Annotated in this window: 17 protein-coding genes; 12 read left to right on the forward strand and 5 right to left on the reverse strand. The window is 38.1% G+C overall.

Features of this window, described 5'->3' with window-relative positions:
- Window positions 1-40: 40 nt before the first annotated feature.
- The 4 genes from gyrB to dnaA form a co-directional block, all read right to left on the reverse strand.
- Window positions 41-2509, reverse strand: a complete 2469-nt coding sequence (gene gyrB / locus EXE10_RS09360; protein ID WP_130113177.1) for a DNA topoisomerase (ATP-hydrolyzing) subunit B — start codon at window positions 2507-2509, stop codon at window positions 41-43.
- Between the two features lie 52 nt (window positions 2510-2561).
- A complete protein-coding gene (gene recF, locus EXE10_RS09365; RefSeq protein ID WP_130113178.1) occupies window positions 2562-3644 on the reverse strand; it encodes a DNA replication/repair protein RecF in 1083 nt (360 codons plus the stop codon).
- A gap of 31 nt (window positions 3645-3675) precedes the next feature.
- Window positions 3676-4824, reverse strand: coding sequence for a DNA polymerase III subunit beta (gene dnaN, locus EXE10_RS09370; protein WP_068974155.1), 1149 nt, complete (start codon window positions 4822-4824; stop codon window positions 3676-3678).
- A 109-nt stretch (window positions 4825-4933) separates the two neighbouring features.
- Window positions 4934-6325 carry a chromosomal replication initiator protein DnaA gene (dnaA, locus tag EXE10_RS09375; RefSeq protein ID WP_130113179.1) on the reverse strand — a complete coding sequence of 464 codons (1392 nt, stop codon included), beginning with the start codon at window positions 6323-6325 and terminating at the stop codon, window positions 4934-4936.
- A gap of 682 nt (window positions 6326-7007) precedes the next feature.
- On the opposite strand from dnaA, the gene rpmH reads away from it, so the two are divergent.
- The 8 genes from rpmH (at window position 7008) to EXE10_RS09415 (ending at window position 15899) form a co-directional block, all read left to right on the forward strand.
- Window positions 7008-7142, forward strand: coding sequence for a 50S ribosomal protein L34 (rpmH, locus tag EXE10_RS09380; protein WP_000831329.1), 135 nt, complete (start codon window positions 7008-7010; stop codon window positions 7140-7142).
- A 38-nt stretch (window positions 7143-7180) separates the two neighbouring features.
- Window positions 7181-7573 (forward strand): ribonuclease P protein component, encoded by a 393-nt coding sequence (gene rnpA / locus EXE10_RS09385; RefSeq protein WP_068974157.1) that lies wholly within the window; start codon window positions 7181-7183, stop codon window positions 7571-7573.
- A 9-nt stretch (window positions 7574-7582) separates the two neighbouring features.
- On the forward strand, window positions 7583-7903 hold the full coding sequence (gene yidD, locus EXE10_RS09390; protein WP_068974158.1) for a membrane protein insertion efficiency factor YidD: 321 nt from the start codon (window positions 7583-7585) through the stop codon (window positions 7901-7903).
- Window positions 7904-7908: 5 nt separating this feature from the next.
- Window positions 7909-9648 (forward strand): membrane protein insertase YidC, encoded by a 1740-nt coding sequence (gene yidC / locus EXE10_RS09395; protein WP_068974159.1) that lies wholly within the window; start codon window positions 7909-7911, stop codon window positions 9646-9648.
- Window positions 9649-9741: 93 nt separating this feature from the next.
- On the forward strand, window positions 9742-11106 hold the full coding sequence (gene mnmE / locus EXE10_RS09400; RefSeq protein ID WP_130113180.1) for a tRNA uridine-5-carboxymethylaminomethyl(34) synthesis GTPase MnmE: 1365 nt from the start codon (window positions 9742-9744) through the stop codon (window positions 11104-11106).
- Window positions 11107-11328: 222 nt separating this feature from the next.
- A complete protein-coding gene (locus EXE10_RS09405; protein WP_130113181.1) occupies window positions 11329-12567 on the forward strand; it encodes a tyrosine-type recombinase/integrase in 1239 nt (412 codons plus the stop codon).
- Between the two features lie 562 nt (window positions 12568-13129).
- A complete protein-coding gene (locus EXE10_RS09410) occupies window positions 13130-13342 on the forward strand; it encodes a helix-turn-helix transcriptional regulator (RefSeq protein WP_130113182.1) in 213 nt (70 codons plus the stop codon).
- A gap of 124 nt (window positions 13343-13466) precedes the next feature.
- Window positions 13467-15899: a DUF927 domain-containing protein gene (locus EXE10_RS09415; RefSeq protein ID WP_130113183.1), complete on the forward strand. Its 2433-nt coding sequence runs from the start codon at window positions 13467-13469 to the stop codon at window positions 15897-15899.
- Window positions 15900-16023: 124 nt separating this feature from the next.
- On the opposite strand, the gene EXE10_RS09420 is transcribed toward EXE10_RS09415, so the two are convergent.
- Entirely contained in the window at window positions 16024-16356 is a 333-nt protein-coding gene (locus EXE10_RS09420) for a hypothetical protein (RefSeq protein ID WP_130113184.1), read from the reverse strand.
- Between the two features lie 459 nt (window positions 16357-16815).
- Between EXE10_RS09420 and EXE10_RS09425 the strand changes: the two genes are divergently transcribed.
- From EXE10_RS09425 to EXE10_RS09440, 4 genes are read left to right on the forward strand one after another with little or no spacing between them, the layout of a single operon-like run.
- Entirely contained in the window at window positions 16816-19137 is a 2322-nt protein-coding gene (locus tag EXE10_RS09425; protein WP_130113185.1) for a type I restriction-modification system subunit M, read from the forward strand.
- A gap of 11 nt (window positions 19138-19148) precedes the next feature.
- Complete coding sequence (locus EXE10_RS09430; protein WP_165383010.1) at window positions 19149-20498, forward strand: restriction endonuclease subunit S; 1350 nt, start codon at window positions 19149-19151, stop codon at window positions 20496-20498.
- Complete coding sequence (locus EXE10_RS09435) at window positions 20495-21547, forward strand: PDDEXK nuclease domain-containing protein (RefSeq protein ID WP_130113187.1); 1053 nt, start codon at window positions 20495-20497, stop codon at window positions 21545-21547. Before EXE10_RS09430 ends, EXE10_RS09435 begins: the two co-directional genes overlap by 4 nt.
- Window positions 21547-24801 carry a type I restriction endonuclease subunit R gene (locus EXE10_RS09440; RefSeq protein ID WP_130113188.1) on the forward strand — a complete coding sequence of 1085 codons (3255 nt, stop codon included), beginning with the start codon at window positions 21547-21549 and terminating at the stop codon, window positions 24799-24801. Before EXE10_RS09435 ends, EXE10_RS09440 begins: the two co-directional genes overlap by 1 nt.
- The last annotated feature ends 12 nt before the right edge of the window (window positions 24802-24813 follow it).

Consider the following 24813-nt stretch of genomic DNA (forward strand, 5'->3'; position numbering starts at 1 on the left):
AACCTTGGTTTATTCCCTTTTATACTTCAAACAATAACAATTAAGCATCAATATCTGCATTCAAAGCATTTTCTTCAATGAATGCACGACGTGGTTCAACATCATCACCCATTAAACACGCAAACATACGATCCGCTTCGATTGCATCATCGATCGTCACTTGAAGCATATTACGGTTTTCAGGATCCATTGTGGTTTCCCAAAGTTGTTCTGCATTCATCTCACCCAAGCCTTTATAGCGTTGGATCATCATGCCTTTGCGTGAATCAGCTAAGATTTGTTGCCATACTTGGTGGAACGTAGAAACATAAATTTTACGCTCACCTTTTTGCAAATATGCGCCATTTTCAAGCAAAGTGAACCAGCTTTTCGAGTTTTGCAATAAACGCTTATACTCACTCGAAGACAATAAACCCGCATCGAGTAAATAACTGTGCGGTAAATTATGCACATAAATGGTAATACGAGGGAAATAAACAGTTGTTTTTATTCCATCTGAATTTTCTTTATCAAATGCTTCTAAGCTCAGTTCAGGACGTAAGCTTGGTTGTGCTGTTTCTATCGCCAAACGAAGCTTGTCGCCCCATTGTTGTACATAGTCTTGATCGTTATTTTGATCTAGTTTAAACGCGTCTAAGCTCAATAAACCGTCTAATAATGATGCAGGATAGCGTACAGTTAAACGATGTAAACTTTTTTGTGAAGTTTGATAATCAGCGATCACTTTCTCTAATGCCACACCACGAATCGCTGGTGCGTCAGCACTGACATGTAGCTCAAGCTCATCAATTGCATTTGAAATCAAGTAAGTTTCTAAAGCATCATTATCCTTAATGTATTGCTCTTGCTTACCCTTTTTCAATTTATACAATGGTGGTTGAGCAATATAGATATAACCACGTTCCACAAGCTCAGGCATTTGACGGAAGAAGAAAGTCAGCAACAAAGTACGAATGTGTGAACCATCCACGTCCGCATCGGTCATGATGATGATTTTGTGATAACGTAATTTGTCTGGATTATATTCTTCACGACCAATACCACAACCTAATGCAGTAATCAGTGTGCCGACTTCTTGAGATGAAATCATTTTGTCAAAACGCGCACGTTCTACGTTCAGGATTTTACCTTTCAACGGCAGAATCGCTTGCATCTTACGGTTACGACCTTGCTTCGCAGAACCGCCCGCAGAGTCACCCTCGACGAGGTAAAGTTCAGAAAGTGCTGGATCTTTTTCTTGGCAATCTGCCAATTTACCTGGTAAGCCTGCAATGTCCAAAGCACTTTTGCGACGTGTCATTTCACGTGCTTTACGCGCTGCATCACGTGCACGTGCTGCATCAATAATTTTGCCTGCGATTGATTTCGCTGCTTGAGGATTTTCCAATAAATATTCTGAGAATGATTTATTCATTGCCTGCTCTACAGCAGGTTTCACTTCACTCGACACCAATTTTTCTTTGGTTTGTGAAGAGAACTTAGGATCAGGCACTTTCACTGAAACAATTGCAGTCAAACCTTCACGCGCATCATCACCAGTGACCGCAACTTTCTCTTTTTTGAGTAAGCTTTCATTTTCCATGTAGCTGTTTAAACCACGGGTTAATGCTGCACGGAAACCTGCTAAATGCGTACCACCATCTTTTTGTGGAATGTTGTTGGTAAAGCAACGAACATTTTCTTGATAGGTATCATTCCACTGCAACGCAACTTCAACACCAATGCCATTGTCAGCAAGTGTAGTGAAATGGAAAATATCATTGAGATGAGTTTTGCCTTGGTTAATATATTTTACGAACTCAGACAAACCACCTTCATAGTCAAATACATGTTCTAAATCGACACGATTATCACGTAATACAATACGAACACCAGCATTCAAGAATGAAAGCTCACGCAAACGACGCGCTAAAATATCCACATTAAAAATAGTTTGGCTAAATGTTTCAGCACTCGGCCAAAAACGGACTGTAGTACCTGTCGTCGATGTTTCACCAATTGCTTTCAATGGATATACAGGATCACCATGTTTATATTCTTGTTGGTGAATCTGTCCAGCACGATGAATGGTTAATTCAAGCTTACTTGATAAAGCGTTAACTACGGATACACCTACACCGTGCAAACCACCTGATACTTTATAGCTATTATCATCAAACTTACCACCAGCATGCAGAATAGTCAGAATTACTTCTGCTGCAGACACCCCTTCTTCAGGGTGAATATCGGTAGGGATACCACGACCATTATCGGAAACACTGACAGATTCATCTTCATGAATGGTCACTAAAATTTCGTCACAATGCCCAGCTAAAGCTTCGTCAATCGCATTATCCACGACCTCAAAAACCATATGGTGTAAGCCTGAACCATCATCAGTATCACCAATATACATGCCTGGGCGTTTACGGACTGCATCTAGACCACGTAATACTTTGATACTAGAGGAATCATAAGCCTTGTCATTGGTTTGTTCTGTTTGAGAAGCGATTTGATCTTCTGAACTCATGGTTTCTCCCTAGTGAAAAATAGGTCATTCCAAAATTGGCTAAAAAATAAAATCATCGCGCAACAACACTCACTTGACCTTGGTCAACGTTGAATAACTGGTAGGAAATAGACAAATCATGTAAATGTTTTTTTACTGATTCATGGTCTAGTGTGGTAATAAAAACTTGACTACCAAGCTGGCTCAATCGCTCAATTAAACGTTGTTGTGCGCTTAAATCTAATTCTGCTGTTACATCATCTAATAATACCACAGTTTCCTTATTACAGGCATGTAACATGGCAATTTGTGACAGTTTTAAAGCCATTATTAATAACTTTTTTTGCCCTCGTGAAAGCACTACATCGGCATCGCCCATGGCTGTTTTTAAGCGTATATCAGCACGATGTGGCCCATACTCGGTATAACGTCGATCAACGTCTTTTTGGTGGTATTGAACAAGGTCTTGCGCCAAACCATGTTCCACATGGAACCCTGCGCTATATTCCATTTCAATGCTTAAATCGGGCAGTAATTGGGCTAAATCTTCTTGTAAATAGATTTTCCACTGTTCCACAATTTCGACACGCTGAGAATGTAAAACCTCACCATAATCACTCAGCATTTTGTTCCACGGTTCCAAATCTTGCGGCGTCAGATTTCTCTGAATTTTAAGCAAACTATTTCTTTGTTTTAAGGCACGAGAATAGTATTGCCATGCATGATAAAAATCGGGTTCCACGTGAAACATGAGCCAATCGAGCAATTGTCGTCGTGGCTTTGCACCATGATCAATAATATCAGTGCTGAGAGGGTCAATCAGTTGTAGTGGTAATATCTTGGCAAGTTGCCCTTGTGTCGCAACTGTGTCCCCATTGACTTTAATGAGTTGCTCACCGCTTTGCAGTTTTTGCATGCCAATTTTTTCAGTCATAGATTGGGCAAAAACAATCGCATCTGCTTGGTTATTTTGAATGTAGTTTTTAGGAATATGGGTTCGGAATGAACGCCCTGTTGCCAATAAATGAATCGCTTCTAAGATCGAAGTTTTACCTGAACCATTTTGTCCATAAAAAACATTAAACGGCTGCAACTCATGGAGTGCAACCGTCTGTAAATTTCGAACACGTTGTATATTTAAACGCGTAATATGCATGACAATAAATTAAAAAGTTAATTTAAAACAATTACACACGCATTGGCATCACAACATAAGTCTGATTTGGCTGTGTTGGGTCTTGTACCAATACCGATTGATTCGCCTCAGACATGGTCATTGCAACATCATCACCATCTAATACGCTTAAAACATCGAGAATATATTGCGCATTGAACGACATTTCCATCGGTGCATTTGCATATTGAATCGCTAAATCTTCAATCGCTTCATCTTGCTCTGGGTTATTGGCACGTAATTGCAAAGAATCGGCATTAAAGTTTAAGAACACACCGCGCAATTTTTCATTACTTAAGATCGCAACACGTTGCAGAGATTGTTTAAAAACATCGTGTGGAATATTTACTACTTTATCGCCACCACGTGGAATCACACGGCGGTAATCAGGGAATTTACCATCAATCAGTTTCGTGGTGAAACGTACTGTAATATCGCCTTGTTCTTTATCTTTACTTGCAGTTTGAATGGTAACATTCAACAATTCACGACCTATCAACAACGTTAATTGCTCATCTTCAATGCTGAGTAGACGTTGTAATTCACCCACCGCTTTACGTGGAACAATCGCTTGAACCAATTGTGTTGAATTTGAAGACGCTAAAGTTTCACACAATGCTAAACGGTGACCGTCTGTGGTCACAGCGCGTAATTGATTTTCATCAATTTCCAATAAAGTACCCGTTAAATAGAAACGTACATCTTGAACCGCCATCGCAAATGAGGTTTTTTCAAATAAACGTTTTAATTCACGCTCAGTCACTTGAACCTGAGTCCCTTGACTATTTTCATTGGTCAATAACGGGTAGTCTTCTGCTGGTAATGTACCTAAAACAAAACGGCTATTGCCTGATTTTAAAATACAGCGTTGATCTTCTGTAATTTGTAAATCAATCAATGCCGCAGTCGGTAATGATTTACAAATATCCACCAATTTACGTGCAGGAACAGTCGTCTCCCCTGCTTGTAAACATGCACCTTCTGCCAAACTTGTACTTGCAACAAGCTCCACTTCTAAATCCGAACCCGTTACAGTAAGTGACTGATTAGTCGCTTGAATTTTTACGTTTGAAAGAATATTTAAAGTATGGCGACGCTCAACAGCTCCCACCACATGGGATAAAACGTTGAGTAAGCTTTCTTTCGCGATTTTCAAACGCACGGTGGAATTCCTCTAAAAATTTGACAGAAAATGTGGATAATAAAATTTTTTTAATGACGTACTATGCGGCAGTTTATGCCGCTTTGCAAGTGTCGAATTTGAACAAATTTTAGCTTTGTAACAGACGCATGAGGTTTTTATAATCCTCATTAAAAATTGGATCTTCATCACGTAAGCTTTGCACTTTTTCACAAGCATGCATCACGGTACTGTGATCACGACCACCAAATGCCATACCAATCTCAGGGAAACTATCCCCAGTCAATTCACGTGCTAAACCCATTGCCAACTGACGTGGACGTGCATAGATACGGGTACGCTTAGGGCCCACGAGTTCTTTGAGTGGAATACGGAAATATTCGCTGACCACGCGTTGGATATTTTCAGTACTGATGGTACGTGCACGGATTGCCAGAACATCTTTCAGTGATTCTCGTACCACATCCAAATCAATCGCAGAACCTTTGAAACGAGAAATAGCAACGACTTTGTTTAATGCACCTTCAAGTTCACGGACATTGGCAACCACTTGTTGTGCGATAAATAAAGCGCAGTTACGTGGTAAATCTATACCACTGCTTTCCGCTTTTTTTAATAAAATTTCGATACGTGTTTCAATATCAGGTGGTTCGACACCGACTGACAATCCCCAAGAAAAACGAGAAACTAGACGTGGATCAAGTTCTGTTAGTTCTTTCGGATAACGGTCTGAAGTTAAAATAATTTGTTTAGATTCATCTAATAAAGCATTGAAAGTATAGAAAAACTCAACCAAACTTGCTTCTTTACCAGCCAATAAATGAATATCATCAACCAAGAGTAAATCTAAAGAACGACAGTTCTTTTTGAACTCTTCGACTTTGCCCTTTTGTAAAGAACTGACAAAATCTTGGACGAAACTTTCCGCAGTCATATACATCACACGTGCATTCGGCTTGGCTTGTAATAAAGCATTCCCGACTGCTTGCATTAAGTGTGTTTTACCTAGACCTGTTGGACCATAAAGGAATAATGGATTATGTTGCGGTTCGCCCAGTTGTGTTAAAACTTTGCGACACGTTTCAGCGGCCATTTGGTTAGAACGACCCTCAACAAATAATGCAAAGTTAAACAATGGGTTAAGCTGTCTTTTCTTATTGTTTTTAGGTGAAATAACATCGTGTTCTTTTTCTTTTTTGATTTTAGCAACAGGCGCTTCATTTGGAGTACTGTCTAATGCTGCTGTAGTCGTCGCAGGTTGTTCAGATGCTGAAAGAATAGCACCTGGACGAGAATCGACTAATATTTCAACTTTACGTACTCGTCCTTCTGAGAGTTGTTCAGCCAGAATAGAAATAAGCTCAATATGATGCTCTTGAATGTAGCGCGTCCAATATGGATTAGGTGCATACAGTTTTAAAGTCCCATCGACTTCTTCTGCAACCAAAGGACGAATCCACATGGCAAAGACATTATCAGAGAGCTCTTGTCGCAAGCGAGTTAAGCAGTCCGTCCAAAGCATGTGAAACCCCTTCATTCCATTTTAAATTCAAAAAAGACCATTTACCCCTGTGCACAGATTAAGGGGGTCGCCATTCTAACCAAGTTATCCACATCTGTCATGACCAATTCGGTCTAATTCGTTTAAAAAAACAACTTTCCGCAAATAAATTTAAATTTAAACCACTTGTGGATAAGATTTACCACTTGCTGTGGATAAATTAGCACATAAACTTATCCACAATCTATCAAATTAATAAAAACACAGTTATTCACAACTTAAGTAAATGTTATTTAAAAACAAAAGTGCGTTTCCCACAGAAAAAATGAGTGCTAATAATAATAAATTTAAATTTTAAATTTGAATTTATTTATAAGAGCAGAGCTTTCTGTGGATAAGTTCAATGTTATGAATTTAAATTCCCAAGATTTTAAATTTAAAAATCGCGAATTAAATTTAAAATTTTTTAAACCTATGGATAACTTTGAGGATATATCTGTTGGTAACTTCTATTTATACTATAAAATAATAAGTTATGTTGTGAATATTTTTTTGATTACTTTATCTATATAAAATGATGAAATTCTATAGATGTGTAAAATAACAACGAATATCGTAAAGTTAAGGCAATATTCATTGACTGAATAAGGAATGCACAATATAATCGCGAACCTTTAGAAAAGATCAATTTTGGAGTTTCGATATGAAACGTACATTCCAACCATCTGAATTAAAGCGTAAGCGCGTTCATGGTTTCCGTGCTCGTATGGCTACTAAGGCTGGTCGTCAAGTATTAGCTCGCCGTCGTGCAAAAGGTCGTCACAGCTTAACTGTTTAATTCGTTAGACAGTTAGTTAGTACATGACTTTGGGTGTTATGTCTCTTTATAGTTTCAGTCCAGCGGTGAGAATCCATTGTGCTGCAGATTACAAAGGTGTATTTGATGGTGCGCTTTTTAAAGTGCATCAACCCCATTTTATTTTTTTAGCAAAGTTAACCGAACAGCCTAAAAGCCGTTTGGGTATTGTTGTTGCTAAGAAGAAAGTGCGCCGTGCGCATGAAAGAAATCGAATAAAACGTTTAACACGTGAAAGTTTTCGTTTAAACCAGCAAAATATTGACTTATTGGATATTGTGGTCATGCCTAAAGTAGGTATTGAAACTGTACCCAATGCTGAATTGTTTCAGCAGTTAGAATTTGCTTGGTTAAAATTGCAACGTATTGTTAAAAAGCACCATAAAATAGCTCAATCCTCCCCTCAAAAATAGAGGAAGCCAATGATTCGTATATTGCATTGGTTGATCCGTTTCTATCAAATTGCGATTAGTCCGCTCATTGGACCCCGTTGTCGTTATATTCCGACTTGTTCTCAATATTCGTTAGAAGCAATCCACACACACGGCGCATTAAAAGGCAGCTGGTTAGCCACTAAACGTGTCTGTCGTTGTCATCCATGGGGTGGTTATGGTTATGATCCTGTGCCGAAAAAAACAATTCGTTTTATTTCATTTCAGCAAATAGATTCTCAAACGCTTCATGTTCCTGTACCCTTGCGTGAACGTTTATTGAACCAAAATCACTCTAACCACTTGGGGTAATAGATATGCAACAATGGGCCAGGTTTGCAATCCTTGGGGCCATGTTAGTCACCGCATATTTGCTCATTTTGGCTTGGCAAAAAGACTATGGTCAGGATGCTACAACGAAGGCTGCGACTCCGCAGGCTGTTGTGGCTCATGATGTCTCTGCCGATTTGCCAAAAGGTCAAGCAACTGCGACTACTAGCGATGTTCCGCAAGCCAATGTAGCTGCTGCACAACAAAATACAGCTGCGCCAGCCACAGCAAATCAACAACTGATTTCAGTACAAACTGACCTTTATCATCTTTGGATTAGTCCGAAAGGTGGTGATATTGTTCGTATTGAATTACTGAATCATGACAAAAGTAAAGATAGCGATCAGCCTTTTGTTATGCTTGAAAGTGATGCAAAACGTACCTATGTGGCACAATCTGGGTTAATCGGACTCAATGGTCCAGACAGTAAACCAGATCGTCCAAATTATGCGTTCGAAAAAGCGACTTATACGCTTGCTGACGCGAAAGCGACTAAAGATAAAGACGGTAAGACCTCTGATGTTTTAACCATACCAATGGTATTAAAATCGGCAGATGGCGTCGAAATCATCAAAACATTTACCGTTAAAAAAGGTGAATATCCGATTGATGTGAGCTATCAGGTGGTTAACCGTAGCGCACAGAACTGGCAAGGACAAATGTTCGGTCAGATCAAACGTGATAACTCGGATGATCCTGGTAAAACTTCACAAGGTATTTTCACCCTTGGAACATATCTTGGTGGTGCTTGGGGTACGCCTGATGAACACTACAATAAATTAAAGTTTGCTAATTTTACTGATGAAAAACTCAATACCGAAGCGAAAGGTGGTTGGGTGGCAATGGTTCAGCATTACTTTGTAAGTGCTTGGATGCCAGGTCATTTTGGTGGTCAACAATACACAGCAAAACTGGAATCTCGTAAATCTGCAGATGGTATGAATATCATTGGATTTACCTCTCCAACGATTAATGTTCCTGCTGGTAAAGCAATGAGCATTGATGCGACGTTCTATTCTGGTCCAAAAATTCAATCTGAGTTAAAAGATTTGGCAGCAGGTTTAAACCAAACTGTTGATTATGGTTGGTTATGGCCGATTGCGAAGTTATTGTTTGCAGGCTTACAGTTCTTCCATAATTTAGTGGGTAACTGGGGTTGGTCAATTATTCTATTGACTGTATTGGTGAAACTGATTCTTTGGCCATTATCGTCTAAGAGCTATCGTTCTATGGCGAAAATGCGTGTGATTGCACCTGAAATGCAACGCATGAAAGAAGAATTTGGTGAAGACCGCATGCGTTTCTCTCAAGAGATGATGGCGCTTTACAAACGTGAACAAGTAAATCCTCTTGCTGGTTGTTTACCGCTCCTTCTACAAATGCCAATCTTCCTTGCATTGTATTGGGTATTGATGGAGTCTGTTGAGCTTCGTCATGCACCGTGGATGCTTTGGATTCAAGATTTATCTGCGATGGATCCTTGGTTCATCTTGCCGTTGATCATGGGTGTGACCATGTTTGTTCAACAAATGTTGAACCCACAGCCAACTGATCCTATGCAAGCAAAAGTGTTCAAAATCATGCCGATTATGTTCACTGTATTCATGTTGTTCTTCCCTGCTGGTCTAGTTTTGTACTGGATTGTGAACAACTCGATCACAATTTTACAGCAATGGTTTATCAACAAATCTGTTGAAAAAGCGAAAGCTGAACCAGAAGTGGTTTAATTGATTTAAACATCAATCCAACTGCTGAAAAAATCCGCTTGAGATGCTAATCTTAGGCGGATTTTTTTATTGTCAAAATTTGAGTAGATTTACATGACGAATAGTATCAACCTGACCACAATCGCTGCCATTGCAACACCTCCTGGACGTGGTGGTGTAGGTGTGATTCGTCTATCTGGCCCAAAAGCCTATGTGATTGCTCAAGCCTTGACACAAAAAGAATTACCGAAAGCGCGCTTTGCAGGTTTCCGTCAGTTTTTTGATGATCAAGGCGAAGTGATGGATGAGGGGCTGGCGATTTGTTTCCCAAACCCACACTCATTCACTGGTGAAGATGTGGTTGAATTACAAGGTCATGGTGGCCCTGTGATTCAAAATGCCCTGCTTGCCCGTTTGTTAGAACTTGGTGCAACTGCTGCTAAAGCAGGCGAATTTTCCATGCGTGCTTTTGAAAATGGTAAAATGGATTTGGTACAAGCAGAAGCGATTGCCGATTTGATTGATGCGACATCACAAGCAGCTGCGCGTTCCGCAGTACGTTCGCTTCAAGGTGCATTTTCCAATAAGGTAAATACAGTCTTACAAAATTTAATTCATTTGCGTTTGCATGTAGAAGCTGCGATTGATTTTCCCGAAGAAGAAATTGATTTTCTAGCAGATGGTAAAATTTTAGCCTTGCTTGAAGGTGTACAAGCTTCGGTAACTGAGGTTCAGATCTCTGCACGTCAAGGGCAATTACTCCGTGAAGGCTTACAAGTAGTCATCGCAGGAAAACCGAATGCAGGTAAATCTTCGTTGCTGAATGCTTTGGCAGGCAATGATCGTGCCATTGTTACAGATATTGCGGGGACGACACGTGATGTGCTTCATGAAAAAATCACTTTAAATGGTTTACCAATCACCTTAACGGATACAGCAGGTTTACGTGAAACAGGTGATGTGGTGGAGCGTGAAGGGATTCGTCGTGCCATCAAAGAAATTGAACAAGCAGATTTATTGCTTTTGGTGTATGACTTGAGCCAAGGTGAAAATCCTTTGGCTTTGGCACAGGAATATTTTGCAGATCATCTTGAACCAAAACGTCTGATGCTGATTGGGAATAAGTGTGATTTGACAGCACAACAAGCTGAATTAAGTGATTTTGAAGGTTTCCGCCATATTACTGTTTCAGCAAAACAGGAAACAGGTGTGCAAGCGCTCATAGATGCGATTACAGCGCATGCAGGCTTCCAACCAGAAGAAGATACCTTTATTGCTCGAACTCGTCATTTAGACGCAATGAAGCGCACTCAGCACTATCTTGCTGAGGCACATGAGCAACTTGTGGTTTTTCAAGCAGGTGAATTGGTCGCAGAATCGTTACGTTTAGCACAAAATGCATTAGGTGAGATTACAGGTGACTTTAGTGCAGATGATTTGCTGGGTGTAATTTTTGGATCGTTCTGTATTGGAAAGTAATCTCAAAAAATAATAAAAATATAATATGTTCTAATTAGTTACCATATAAATTAAATAGCATTAAGTTTTAAATACTTAGTGCTTTTTTATCACCTTTTTATTGTTCTTATATGTTCTATATACTCATCTAGTGCTATGATTTTTTTAGTCACTTAATAGTTACGTGACTTTAAAAGACTAAATTTATGCATGAGTGACTAAGCTTTGCCAAAGATAAATAGTATGGTTTTCTCAACAGATAGAGAAATTCAAAACTTTAAAGCACAAGAAAAGCGTTATTCAGTGAAAGACAAGTTAAATAATGGCTTATTCATTGAAGTTAAAGAATCAGGCGTTAAGTCTTGGCATTACCGTTATACCTTTGAGGGAAAACAAGAAAGACTTGTTATCGGTCGCTATCCTGATCTTTCTTTAAAAGATGCTAGGCAAATTCGTGATGAATCAGCTTCTAAGGTGGCTAAAGGTATTTCACCTAAACAAGAGAAAGAAGATAAGAAAGCAGGTCGATTGAAAAGTGTTTTACTTAAAGATTATGGTGAACGTTATTTAAATGAAGTCATCAAAAAAGATAGAAAAAATCCATATAACTTAATTTTATGTTTGAACAATGATATTTATCCATTTATTGGGCATATAGCAGTAAACAAGATCACCACTGACGATGTACGCCGTGTGATATGGCGTAAGAAAGAACAAGGTTATGATGCTTCGGCTAATCAAGTCAGGGGCTTATTAAAGCGTATGTTTGATTATGCTGTGACCCTTGGAATTGTACCTTTCAATCCTGTTTTAGCTATTCCAACTCGACACGTATTTAAGAGTAAATCGAGAGATCGGTATTTAACTACTGATGAAATACGCAAGTTTTACACTACCCTCTTAAATTCACGTATCTATAGACCTAGAAAGCTAGGTTTATTACTGTCCTTGCTGACCTTGTTACGCAAATCTGAATTATTAAAAGCAGAATGGTCACATATAGATTTTGAAAAACGGATATGGCTTATTCCAGTGACTAAAGCTGATAGTAAGACAGGTAATAGCCGTGAAATGATTGTTTATATGTCAGATCAGATTATAGAAATATTAAAAGAGTTGAAAACAATTGCAGGTGATGAGCCTTATGTTTTTGTTGGGAGACAGTCAGGAACTCATTTTAGTCACAATGCTTTTAATACCTCTCAAAAAAATGCCCTTAGATTGACGGATATACCCGATTTTACCATTCATGATTTACGTCGAACAGCAAGCACCCACCTAAATGAGCAAGGATTTAATCGTGATGCTATTGAGAAGTGCCTTAATCATTCGGCAGTAGGTGTACGTGCAGTTTATAACAAAGCAGAGTATGCCGAGGAAAGAAAAGAGATGATGCAAAAATGGAGTAATTTTATTTTTAGTGTGATTTATGAACCAAATTTGATTTTTTTTAATCAAGTAAAAAATTCATTAACTGGTTAAATGTAATAAAATGTTTCAAAAAATATAAGTACATTTATATTTATAAGTATAGAAAACATGATTTTTGGGTGATTTTTATTCTTTTTATTGAAAAATATAAATAGATATAAATGAAGATTATAAAAATATAAATGCGTTTATATTTTTATATAAATCCTATTTATGTTTTTGATTTTTATAATATTTAATTTAAGTTGCGGGATTGAATTTATTTGATAGAGTATTGTCTACAGAGTTCAATTAACTCTAAAGAAAAGGGCTAACAAAGATATTACCAGTACCTAAGTAGCCCTAATCAAGTTAGTAATGATTACGAGTCATTACTTGTATTTTTTAACCGCTTTCACAAGCACAAACTGGAAATACAGAATGTAAACAGTCAAAAATAGTTAAATATAAATATAGCCTAGATCAATTTTTTTGCAATGATTTTAATTTTGCAAAGAGAAAGTGTTCCTTTTTTTGGGGAGCTCTAGAGTTTATGTTTTTCTAAATAAAGGACTTTATTACTGTATTTTCCTTTTGTGTCTGAATGCTTACATGAGCTAATTTGGATATATTAATGAAAGATCAAACAAACACACCTAATTCTATTCGTCTAATCCGCCGTAAAGAAGTTCAATCAAGAACTGGCTTAGGCGCTTCGTCTATATATGCTTTAATGCAAAAAAATCAATTTCCTAAACCAGTTACATTGTCCATCCGCCGTGTAGCTTGGATCGAATCTGATGTAGAAGAATGGATTCTTACTCGTATTACGCAAAAACAAAAGTAATAGCGCATTTCTTATAGTTCATAGAGTAAAAATATTTATTCTATGGACTATCTACTTAAAAATTTAGTCATCTCTATCGAGTATGGAGATGGCATTTTTCAAAATTTATTAAGAGATTCAGGGTATGAAAATGGAATCATCCCAAAAGTTCAAGAAAGATGAATTTTATGATCCTAAGCTGATATTCAAAAATTGCACGGTACTTAATCCACTGGATGAAGCATATTTAAATCACCCAATCATTGGGCGCTTTGGTAGTCCATCACATCCGGTTTATGTTGATCAATCTAATGTAAATATTGAAGGTGTGATCTATGAACAACCTTTGGTATTACCTATCGTAAATGGACAATTAGACCCAATTCAATGTGCCATAGTACAAAATGAACAGCGAATACAAATCATTCCAGATGGGTTAGCTCAAGGTTTTGCATATTTTGGTGACTTACAGATAGATAAGCCCATCATTATCACTCATAATTTAGAGGTATTTTTCAAAATTGCTCAAACAGGTTACGCCGTAGTTTTGGTTGTATTACCTACCCTTTCCAGTAAACATTTATCTGCACTTAAGGCATTTGATTTCGAGCAAATACAATTTGTTAGTAAACAATTGTCAAATGCAGGATATACGCAATTGTATATGCCTGTACGTCCTGAACATATACAACTTGAGCCATTCCAAAAGTTAGAATTAAAAACTGAAATTAAGTTATTAAATCAGCATATTGGAAATAATTATATTGATTTGAATGCTGATGATGATGTTAAAAATGTGCAAGTTTTTTTAAGCGATAGTATTGATTTAATATTGAAAAATCCTCCTTTATCTAAAGGTGATTTGGCTAATCACTTTCGTTTCGGAAATGGTTTTTTTCGTCATTTAGAAGATGGGTTGTACTATATTGAGCAGACTAAAGATAATGAAAATAAACGCTATATTTCAAGTCCGATCAGAGTATTGGCTCTAACAAGAGATAAAACCAACAATGCGTGGGGTAGATTATTAGAATGGTATGATGCAGATGGTATTAAACACACCCAAGCCTTATCTATGGAACTATTTCAATCTGATGGTGTAGAGTTAAGAAAGGCTTTAGCTTATCAAGGGGTCATCATTGCACCCGATAGCAGGGCAAGGAATTTACTGCAAAGCTATTTAATGAGTTATGTCACTGCAAAAAGAGCATTATGTGTTGATCGTGTCGGATGGCATGACAGTGTTTTTGTATTACCTAATGAGCAGATTGGCATACATGAACAGAATGACTTAATTGTTTATCAAACTGAGCACAGTATTGAAAATATTTATCAAAGACAAGGCACTCTAGAGCAATGGAAAAAGAATATTTCTATTCCTATAGCTACTCATTCTAAATTAGTGATTGCATTAAGTTCTGCTTTTGCTGGGCAATTACTTGCACCACTTGAGCAACAAACAGGTGTAGGCATACATTTTAAAGGTCAATCATCTAAAGGCAAAACAACGGCTTTAAATGTAGCTTGTGGGGTATGGGGTAAACCTGACCATTATCGTAAAACATGGAAGTCCACAGGCAATGCATTGGAACACACAGCGTATATTCATAATGATGGATTTTTAGGGTTAGATGAAATTGGTGAAGTTGCTAATCCAAAGGAATTAGGGAACATCGTTTACATGCTTGCCAATGGTCAAGGTAAGGCACGTTTAACTAAGCAAATTACGGCTAAGCCCTCATATACTTGGAAGGTTATTTTTCTTTCTACTGGGGAGAAAAGCCTTAAAGAAATCATGCTAGAGAACGGACAAAAAACCAAATTAGGACAAGAAATCCGTTTGATAGATATTGATATAAGTAAGTCTGAGTATGGTTTATTTGATCAGATCGATTTTGCTGAAGATGGCGCAAAGCAGTCTAGATTACTCGTAGAGCATTCTAATGAATGTTATGGCTTAGCAGGCATAGCATGGTTGAAATACTTAACTAATGATAAAGAAACAACTATCAATCAAGCTAGAGCGTTATTAGAGCAATATAACCTTGAATTGGTTGCAGAACATAAACAAGGTCATATAGCTCGTGTTGCAAATGCTTTTGCTTTGATTGCTACCGCAGGTGAACTTGCTACACAGGCAGGAATTACAGGATGGCAAGTAGGTACAGCATTTAACGCCGTGAAAACTGTTTTTGAAGCTTGGGTGAATGATTCTGAGTATGTAGGAGACTATGAAAATAAAGAATATATTTTGCATGTGAAAGCATTCTTTGAGGCAAATGAATCCAGTCGTTTTGAGTCTATAACTGCTGATCCTGACAATATTGAAAAAATTAACAATCGTGTGGGTTATTGGAAGATTGAAAAAGGAGAAAAGTGGTTTCTTATATTCCCTGAGCAATTTAAAAATGAGGTTTGTAAAGGACTTGATAGCCGAAAAGTCGCACAAGCTTTATTGGATAACGGCTTATTGGAACATGACATTGGAAAAACAAGTAAAACTGTTAGGATTCCATCGAAACAAAAAGCCGTTAAGGTGTATGTTGTCAAAGAAGCTATTTTTAGTTGGGATGTCTAAAAAGCAAGGTAACAGGTGTAATACAGGTAACTCGCTCGTAAATAAAGGCTTTGAAGGTGTTACCTACATCGAAATAGAGAGGTAACAACAGGTAACATATTCTGTCTGCTTGCTAAATTATTACCTATGTTACCCCACGTTTCCTATTAAAAAACAAAAGGGTAACTACTTGAAATCCTTTGATACCAAGCATGTTACCCGTGTTACCTAATAAATTTAAAAGAAGCTTAAAATTATGACGTTTTCTCTTTTTTGCTCTTAAAGAAAAATTAAAAGCCATTCCCATAATGAATGAGATGCCAATACTGTTAAATAAATATTTTTCTATAGCAAAATCAGACTGCAAAGAGAACAAACCTAAGCACACCAGTACACTTAGAAGAAACCAACCGATAACAAAAACTTGTTTCTTATTTACTGACCAATGAATAATTTCAGGTTTAACTTTTGCAAGCATTCGTCTAGCTAAAATAGATACGATTCCTTAAATAATTAAAAAAGTAAGCCCCATTTTCCCCTCTCTTTTTTACTTAAAATTGACTAATAATGATAAATGGTTATCACAAAATCATTGGGTTATGATGATTAGTGTATATTCTATGATTTACTTATATTTTTCAATTATTTATAAAATTTTTAATTATGCGTTTAGGGTTGTTTTTGCTGTTTTGCAAAACAACCCCATGAAGCCTTAAGTCAAGTAAATAATTTATTCAATTTTCGAAATAAAATTACCTAATCTATTTGGGATGTAGCATTTCGCAATTATCTAAATGAATAATAAATTTTAGCTTGTACTGAACACACAATAATTAGCTTTTGTCTCATATTTCTTCTAGCTAAAACACTTATAAATCAGGCACAATCATCACTATAAATTTCAAGTTTTTTGCCTCACGGCGAGCGGTAGTTTTACATGACAAATAACAACTTTTCTCAGGTTGCAGCATTCATTTGGTCTGTTGCAGACTTATTACGCGGTGACTTCAAACAATCACAATATGGTCGTGTAATTTTACCATTTACGTTATTACGTCGTTTAGAGTGTGTACTTGAGAAAAGTAAGGCTGATGTACTCAGCGCGAATGAAAAAGTCAAAGTCATGCCACTGCCAGAAGAAGCCAAAGAAAAAATGCTTCTAAAAGCCACAGGCGGTTTGTCATTCTTTAATACTTCTGAACTGAACCTAACTAGTCTTGGTCAAAAAGATATCCGTTCTAATTTGAACACTTATATTCAAAACTTTTCAGCAGATGCACGTGAAATCTTCGAGCATTTTAAGTTTGAAGAATTTTTAGGACTGCTGGACGATGCCAACTTGCTCTACAAAGTGGTACAGAAATTTGCAAGCACAGATTTAAGCCCTATTGCTATTTCGAACCACGATATGGGTCTTGTATTTGAAGAACTGATCCGCCGTTTTGCGGAAGGTTCAAATGAAACTGCTGGAGAACACTTTACCCCACGAGATATTGTACGTTTAACTACAGGCTTGGTGTTTGGTAAGGATGATGATGCTTTAACAAAAGAAGGCATTATCCGTACCGTATATGACCCTACGGCGGGGACAGGCGGATTTTTATCTTCGGGAACAGAGTATGTACGTGAGCATAATCCTGAAGCGGTGATCAAAGTTTATGGTCAGGAGTTAAACCCTGAATCTTATGCGATCTGTAAAGCAGACATGCTGATCAAAGGTCAGGACGTTCAAAACATTAAGCTTGGTAATACTTTGTCGAATGATCAACTGAGCGTGGAAAAGTTTGACTACATGCTCTCCAATCCGCCTTTTGGTGTGGACTGGAAAAAGATCGAACAAGAAATCAAAGATGAGCATGAGCAAAAAGGCTTTGATGGGCGTTTTGGTGCAGGTTTACCCCGTGTGTCAGATGGCTCGCTTTTATTCTTAATGCATTTGATCAGCAAGATGCGCCAACCTAATGCTGAGCATCAACAAGGAAGCCGTATCGGTATCATCTTAAACGGCTCGCCCCTCTTTACAGGGAGTGCAGGCAGTGGTGAAAGTGAAATCCGCCGCTATATTTTAGAAGCCGATTTGTTAGAGGCGATTATCGCCCTACCAACAGATATGTTCTATAACACGGGCATTGCCACTTATGTTTGGTTACTCAGCAATAAGAAAGAAGCAAAACGTAAAGGCAAAGTACAGCTCATTGATGGCAGTAACTTATACAGCAAAATGCGTAAATCACTTGGCTCTAAGCGAAACGAAATGAGCGAAGAAGATATTAAAATGATTACCCAGAGTTTTGGTAACTTTGAGGTGATGGACGCACGTGAACTCGATAAACCTGCCGGTGTAAAATCCAATCGTGGTCGTCAGTCTGCAAGCCCTAAAACTGAATCTGCTAAAACCTTTGCCAGTAAGATTTTTAATACTTATGAATTTGGTTACCGCCGTGTGACCATTGAACGCCCCTTACGTTTATCGACACAGTTGTCTGATGAGCGTATCGAAAGCTTACGTTTTGCGCCTAAGCCATTTAATGCTGTGATGCAAACTTTGTATAGTCAATATAGTGAAACGTGGACAGCCGAGAGCTACGGCGATTTAACAGAGTATGAAGAGGAAGTTCGTGCGCTGATTAAAGCTGAATTTAGCGAGCTAAAAGAAAAAGACATTAAGACTGTACTTGAGCCAAAACTTTGGCTAGAGCAACGTGCGTTATTGAATAAAGCCCAAGCATTACAAACCAAGATCGGTACGGCGCAATTCGATGACTTTAATGTCTTTGACGATGTGCTCAAAAATGCCTTAAAAGATGCATCAGTGAAGCTTGAAACGAAAGAGAAAAAGCAGTTCTTAGATGCAATCACTTGGAAAAATACGGATGCTGAACCTGTCATTAATAAAGTCGTAAAAACCAAAGCCAATCCGTTATATGGTCAGTTTGAGTACCAAGGCAAAGTGGTTGAGTTTGTGCAAGATGGTGATTTGCGTGATGCGGAAAACATTGCCCTTGATCCAAGTCAAAGCACGAATGAGTTAATTGAGTCGTATTTTAAGCGTGAAGTACAACCACACGTGGCGGATGCGTGGATTAATGCAGATAAGCGTGATGCCCAAGATAGTGAAATTGGCATAGTCGGTTATGAAATTCCGTTTAATCGTCATTTTTATGTGTATGAACCGCCACGTGATTTAGCTGAGATTGATGCGGATCTGGATGCGGTAAGCCTTGAGATTATGGCGTTGCTTCAAGAGGTGCATTCGTAATGGTGGGTGCAGTGGCAAAATATCAGAAGTATGTTGAATATAAAGATTTAGATGAGGATTTCTTACCAATATTACCTATTGATTGGCAAATTCATCGTGTAAAAACAATTTTAAAGCTAAGACGTGTAATTGTTGGGAGTGATAGTAAATTTTACCAATTACTTTCTTTAAGTTTAAAAGGTGTAATTCCTCGAGATATTTCAGGAGGGGATGGAAAAATCCCTGAGAGTTTTGATACATATCAAGTTGTTAAAGAAAATGATTTGGTTTTTTGCCTTTTCGATATGGACGAAACACCTAGAACAGTAGGATTAGCTCCGCAAAATGGAATGATTACAGGTGCGTATAATGTGTATGAAGCTATCGAGGGTAATGTTCCTAAATTTGTTTATTACTATTTCCTATATTTAGATTTATTTAAAGGTCTTAAACCTTTTTATACAGGACTTAGAAAGGTAGTTCGTTCAGACACTTTTGCTAATATCAAAATGTTATGTCCTTCATTTTATGAGCAAACCCAAATCGCCAATTTCCTCGACCATGAAACCGCAAAAATTGACAGCCTGATTGAAAAGCAACAAAAGCTGATTGAACTGCTCAAAGAAAAACGCCAAGCGGTGATTAGTCATGCGGTGACCAAAGGTTTAAATCCTAATGTGCTGATGAAGGATTCAGGTGTGGAGTGGTTAGGGCAAGTACCTGAGCATTGGGAAGTTTCAAGATTTAAATTTGTATGTTCGAGTATTATTGCTGGACCATTTGGTTCGAGTATTACAAAGGATATGTATGTATCTAAAGGATATAAAGTCTATGGTCAAGAACAGGTAATCCCGAATGATTTTGAAATTGGGGATTATTATATTTCTGAGAAAAATTACTTAGAATTAAGCCGTTATGAAGTATATCCAAAAGATATACTAATTAGTTGCGTAGGAACATTCGGTAAGATCGCCGTTTTTCCTGAAAATGCACAAAAAGGGATCATTAACCCACGATTAATCAAAGCAACGGTATCAAATAAATTTAACCCTTACTTCTTCAGAGAATATTTAAAAAGTGATGCGGTCTTTAAACAGTTTGAACAACTGTCGAGAGGTGGAACGATGGGTGTAATTAATATTGGTATTCTAAATGAAATTTTTGCTGTTATTCCTCCTAGAACTGAGCAGGATAATATTTATAATTTCATTCAACAGCAAAAGAATAAGTTTAATCATTTAATCCAAAAAGCTGAATCAACTATTCAGCTGATGCAAGAACGCCGTACAGCTCTAATTTCATCTGCGGTGACAGGCAAGATTGACGTCCGCAACTGGAAAAACCCTAACAATAACGAGGCGAATACGGAGTTTGGCGTATGACACAGGAACAACTCAGCACAGTTGAAAGTAACGTACTTAGCCAAGATATTATTGCCCTTGTCCATAGCGCAAAACAACGTGTAGCGGTGTCGGTCAATGCAGAACTGACCCTGTTATATTGGTCTGTCGGGCAACGTATCCAACAAGAAGTTTTAAAAGGTGAACGGGCAGAGTACGGACAACACGTCATCGCCAACTTGGCAAAAACACTGACTCAACAACTCGGCAAAGGCTGGAGTAAACGCAACCTTGCCCAAATGATTAAATTTGCTCAAATATTTCCCGATCTTAAAATTGTGCAGGCAGTGACTGCACAATTAAGCTGGACGCATTTTGTGCAACTACTTGGTATAGACGACGCCATTAAGCGAGAGTTTTACCTTGCAATGACAGTGCAAGAACGCTGGTCTACACGAACCTTGGACGAACGTATAGGCTCAATGCTATTTGAACGCACGGCGATTTCAAAAAAACCTGAACAAACCATTTTGCAGGAATTAGACCAATTACAAAACAAAGGTGTCGTTCATCAACAACTTTTACTGAAAGACCCTTATATTTTAGATTTTCTTGATCTAAATGACCGCTATTTAGAAAAAGATTTAGAAGATGCGATTTTACGAGATATCGAACAATTTTTATTAGAATTAGGCTCAGGCTTTAGTTTTATTGCTCGACAAAAACGTATTCAAATAGATGAAGATGATTTCTACATTGATCTACTTTTTTACAATCGCAAACTGAAACGACTGGTCGCTATTGATTTAAAAACAGAAAAATTCCGACACTCGCATAAAAGCCAGATGGAACTGTATTTACGCTGGCTTGCCAAATACGAACAAGAAGAAGGTGAAAACCCACCCCTTGGTATTATTTTCTGTACCTCTAAAAAATACGAACAAATTGAATTACTCGACCTTGAACGTTCAGGTATTCATGTCGCCGAATATATGACAGTTTTACCGCCTAAAGAGATACTCGAACAACGCCTACATTTAGCGATGGAACACGCGAAACAACGCCTATTGGCACAGAGGGAGTCAGAATAATGGATGCAACTTTAGAAACAGCATTCCAACAAGACATCATTGCCCAAATGCAGACGCACGGTTGGCACATTGGTTCAGGTACAGGCTACAACCGTGAAAAAGCCCTCTATACTCAAGACATTTTAGACTTTGTCCAAAAGACTCAAGAAAAGGAATGGCAGAAGTTTAAAGGCATCTTTCCCAATGATACCGAACGCCATTTTTTAGATACCGTTGAAGCACAACTCAAAAAAGCCGATATCAATGCTACGGATGTGCAATCTCGTAGCTATGGTACATTGGGTGTGTTGCGTCATGGTATTCGTACACGTAATTGTCGTTTTTCATTTTGCCAGTTTAAACCTGAACATGGCTTGAACCCTGAACTCAATGAAAACTATAAACAAAACATCTGCCGTGTTGTGCCTGAACTCGTCTATAGCCCATACGCTAATAAAACAGAGCTAGAAGCAACAGGCAAACAAGCTAAAAAATGGCGTATAGACCTTGTACTGTTTATTAATGGCTTTCCTGTGGCAACCATGGAACTCAAGTCAGAGTTTAAACAAGCTGTGCAAAATGCCATGACACAGTACAGAAAAACGCGTCTGCCAAAAGACCCTGAAACCAATAAGCCTGAACCCTTACTGATGTTTAAACGTGGCGCATTGGTACACTTTGCTGTAAGTCAGTATGAAGTCTATATGGCGACTCAACTGAGTGGTGACAGTACTTACTTCTTACCATTTAACAAAGGTACGAAAGAACAAGGTGCAGGCAATGATATCCCTGAAGATAGCAATGAATATGCAACAGGCTATTTATGGAATGAAGTTTTAACACCTGATAGTTTGCTGAATATTGTCGGTAACTTTATCCATCTTCAAATTGAAGAAAAAGAAAATTGGGAAGGTCTAAAAACTAAAAAAGAAAGTCTGATTTTCCCACGTTATCATCAGTGGAAAGTGGTAAATAACTTAGTACAGGATTCCTTGGCTGAAGGCACAGGGCAAAAATACCTGATTCAGCACAGTGCAGGTTCGGGTAAATCCAACTCGATTGCATGGACGGCGCATCAGCTTTCTAGTCTGTATGATGCTGACAATAAAAAGATGTTTGATTCGGTCATTGTGGTGACAGATCGAACCATTTTAGATGCGCAGCTACAAGACACCATTTATCAGTTTGAACATGCCGATGGTGTGGTGGGACGGATTAACAATAAAGAAGGTGATGGCTCTAAATCTGAAAAATTGGCAAAAGCTTTAGAAATGGCTCAGCCGATTATTATTGTCACCATTCAGACTTTCCCCTTCGTTCTCCGTGCAATTGAGAACAGTACCAGCCTTAAAGAACGAAAATACGCCGTGATTGCCGATGAAGCACATTCGTCACAAAGCGGTTCAACTGCACGTCAGCTCAAAGAAACCTTGATGATTGAAGAGCGTGAGGAAGATGACAATATTTCCTCAGAAGATGTGCTTGATGCAGTCATGGCATCACGAAAAGGTAGTCAAAACTTAAGTTTTTATGCATTTACCGCAACGCCTAAAGATAAAACCTTACAGCTTTTTGGTCGTTTGCCTGATCCAAGCATGCCACCGTCTAAAACCAATATTCCTGTGGCATACCATGTCTATTCAATGCGTCAGGCAATTGAAGAAGGCTTTATTTTGGATGTACTGAAAAACTACACCAACTATAAAGTGATTTATAAGCTGAGACAGAAGATCGAAGAAAAAGACGATACCGTTGATGCTAAAAAAGCTAAGACCAAGCTGAATCAGTGGGTACGTTTGCACGACCATAATATTTCGCAAAAAGTGCATATCATCATTGAGCATTTTAAAAAGAATATTATGGGCTTGTTGAATAACCAAGCCAAAGCCATGGTGGTGACCAGTTCACGTAAAGAAGCTGTGCGCTATAAGCAAGCCTTTGATAAATACATTGCAGAGCAGAATTATGAAAATATTCAGGCAATGGTGGCATTCTCAGGTGAAGTTGAGTTTAACGATAATGATGCCAATTGCAGTCATCTGATCGGACAGAAGTTTACTGAAAGTAATATGAATCCAAACTTGAAAGGTCGTGAGATGCGTAAGGCATTTGATAGCGATGACTTTCAGGTGATGATTGTAGCGAATAAGTTCCAAACAGGCTTTGACCAACCAAAATTATGTGCCATGTACGTGGATAAAAAGCTCGGTGGTGTGGAATGTGTACAGACTCTATCTCGTCTAAACCGCACCTACCCAGCTAAAGCTGAATCAGGTACATTCGTACTCGATTTCTTTAACGAACCACAAGACATTTTGGATGCTTTTCAACCGTATTACCAAACGGCAGAACTTGCTGATGTCTCTAATCCTGACCAAGTCTATGACTTATTTGAGAAGCTAAAGACAGCAGGTATTTTTCAATGGACTGAGGTGGAGCAATTTACTACGGCGTTTTATAGCAAGAATAAATCTAATGCCGCACTTTCCAATATTTGTAAACCTGCAATGCAACGCTGGCAACAACGCTATACCGAAGCAGTCAATGATTATGACGTAACCAAGAACCGTTTGGAACGTTGTAAACAAACTGGTGATGCTGTGCTCATTGCCAATGCGGAAAATGAGTTTACAGAGGCTAAGAAAGCCCGTGATGGCTTAGAAATCTTTAAAAAGGATTTAGGTAGTTTTACCCGTTTCTATGAGTTTATGTCTCAGATTGTTGAATATGACGATAAAGATCTTGAGAAGCTTAGTCTGTTTGCTCGTAACTTACGTCCGTTGCTACGTGAGCAAGTGGCTGATGAGGATGAAATTGACTTAAGTAATGTTGCAATGAGCCACTACCGCTTGTCTAAGCTCCGTCAGCAAGACATACAACTTAAAGCCAATAGTACAGAGCACAAACTTGAACCTGCCAACGATATGGGTACGGCGAAGGCAAAAGATAAGAAAGAGGATTTCTTGTCACAAATTTTACGCCGTGTGAATGACCTATTTGTGACAGATAAGCTGACCGATCAGGACATGATTAATTATGTGCAGACCGTAGCAGATAAAATGTCTGAAAACACACGTATGATGACGCAGATCCACAATAATCCACGTGAGCAAGCCATGTTAGGCGAATTTGACACTGCGTTAGATGATGCCGTACTAGATAGCAATACAGCGCATATGGAGCAAATGACACAGCTTATGAGCGATCCTGCGAAGATGAAGCAGTTTGCACATATTATTTATGATGTGTTGGTGAGTAAGCAGAAGAGTTTTTAAAAATTAAGTAAA

Origin of the sequence: Acinetobacter sp. WCHAc060033 (assembly GCF_004209125.1) — a bacterium.
In the GTDB taxonomy this organism is placed as follows: domain Bacteria; phylum Pseudomonadota; class Gammaproteobacteria; order Pseudomonadales; family Moraxellaceae; genus Acinetobacter; species Acinetobacter wuhouensis.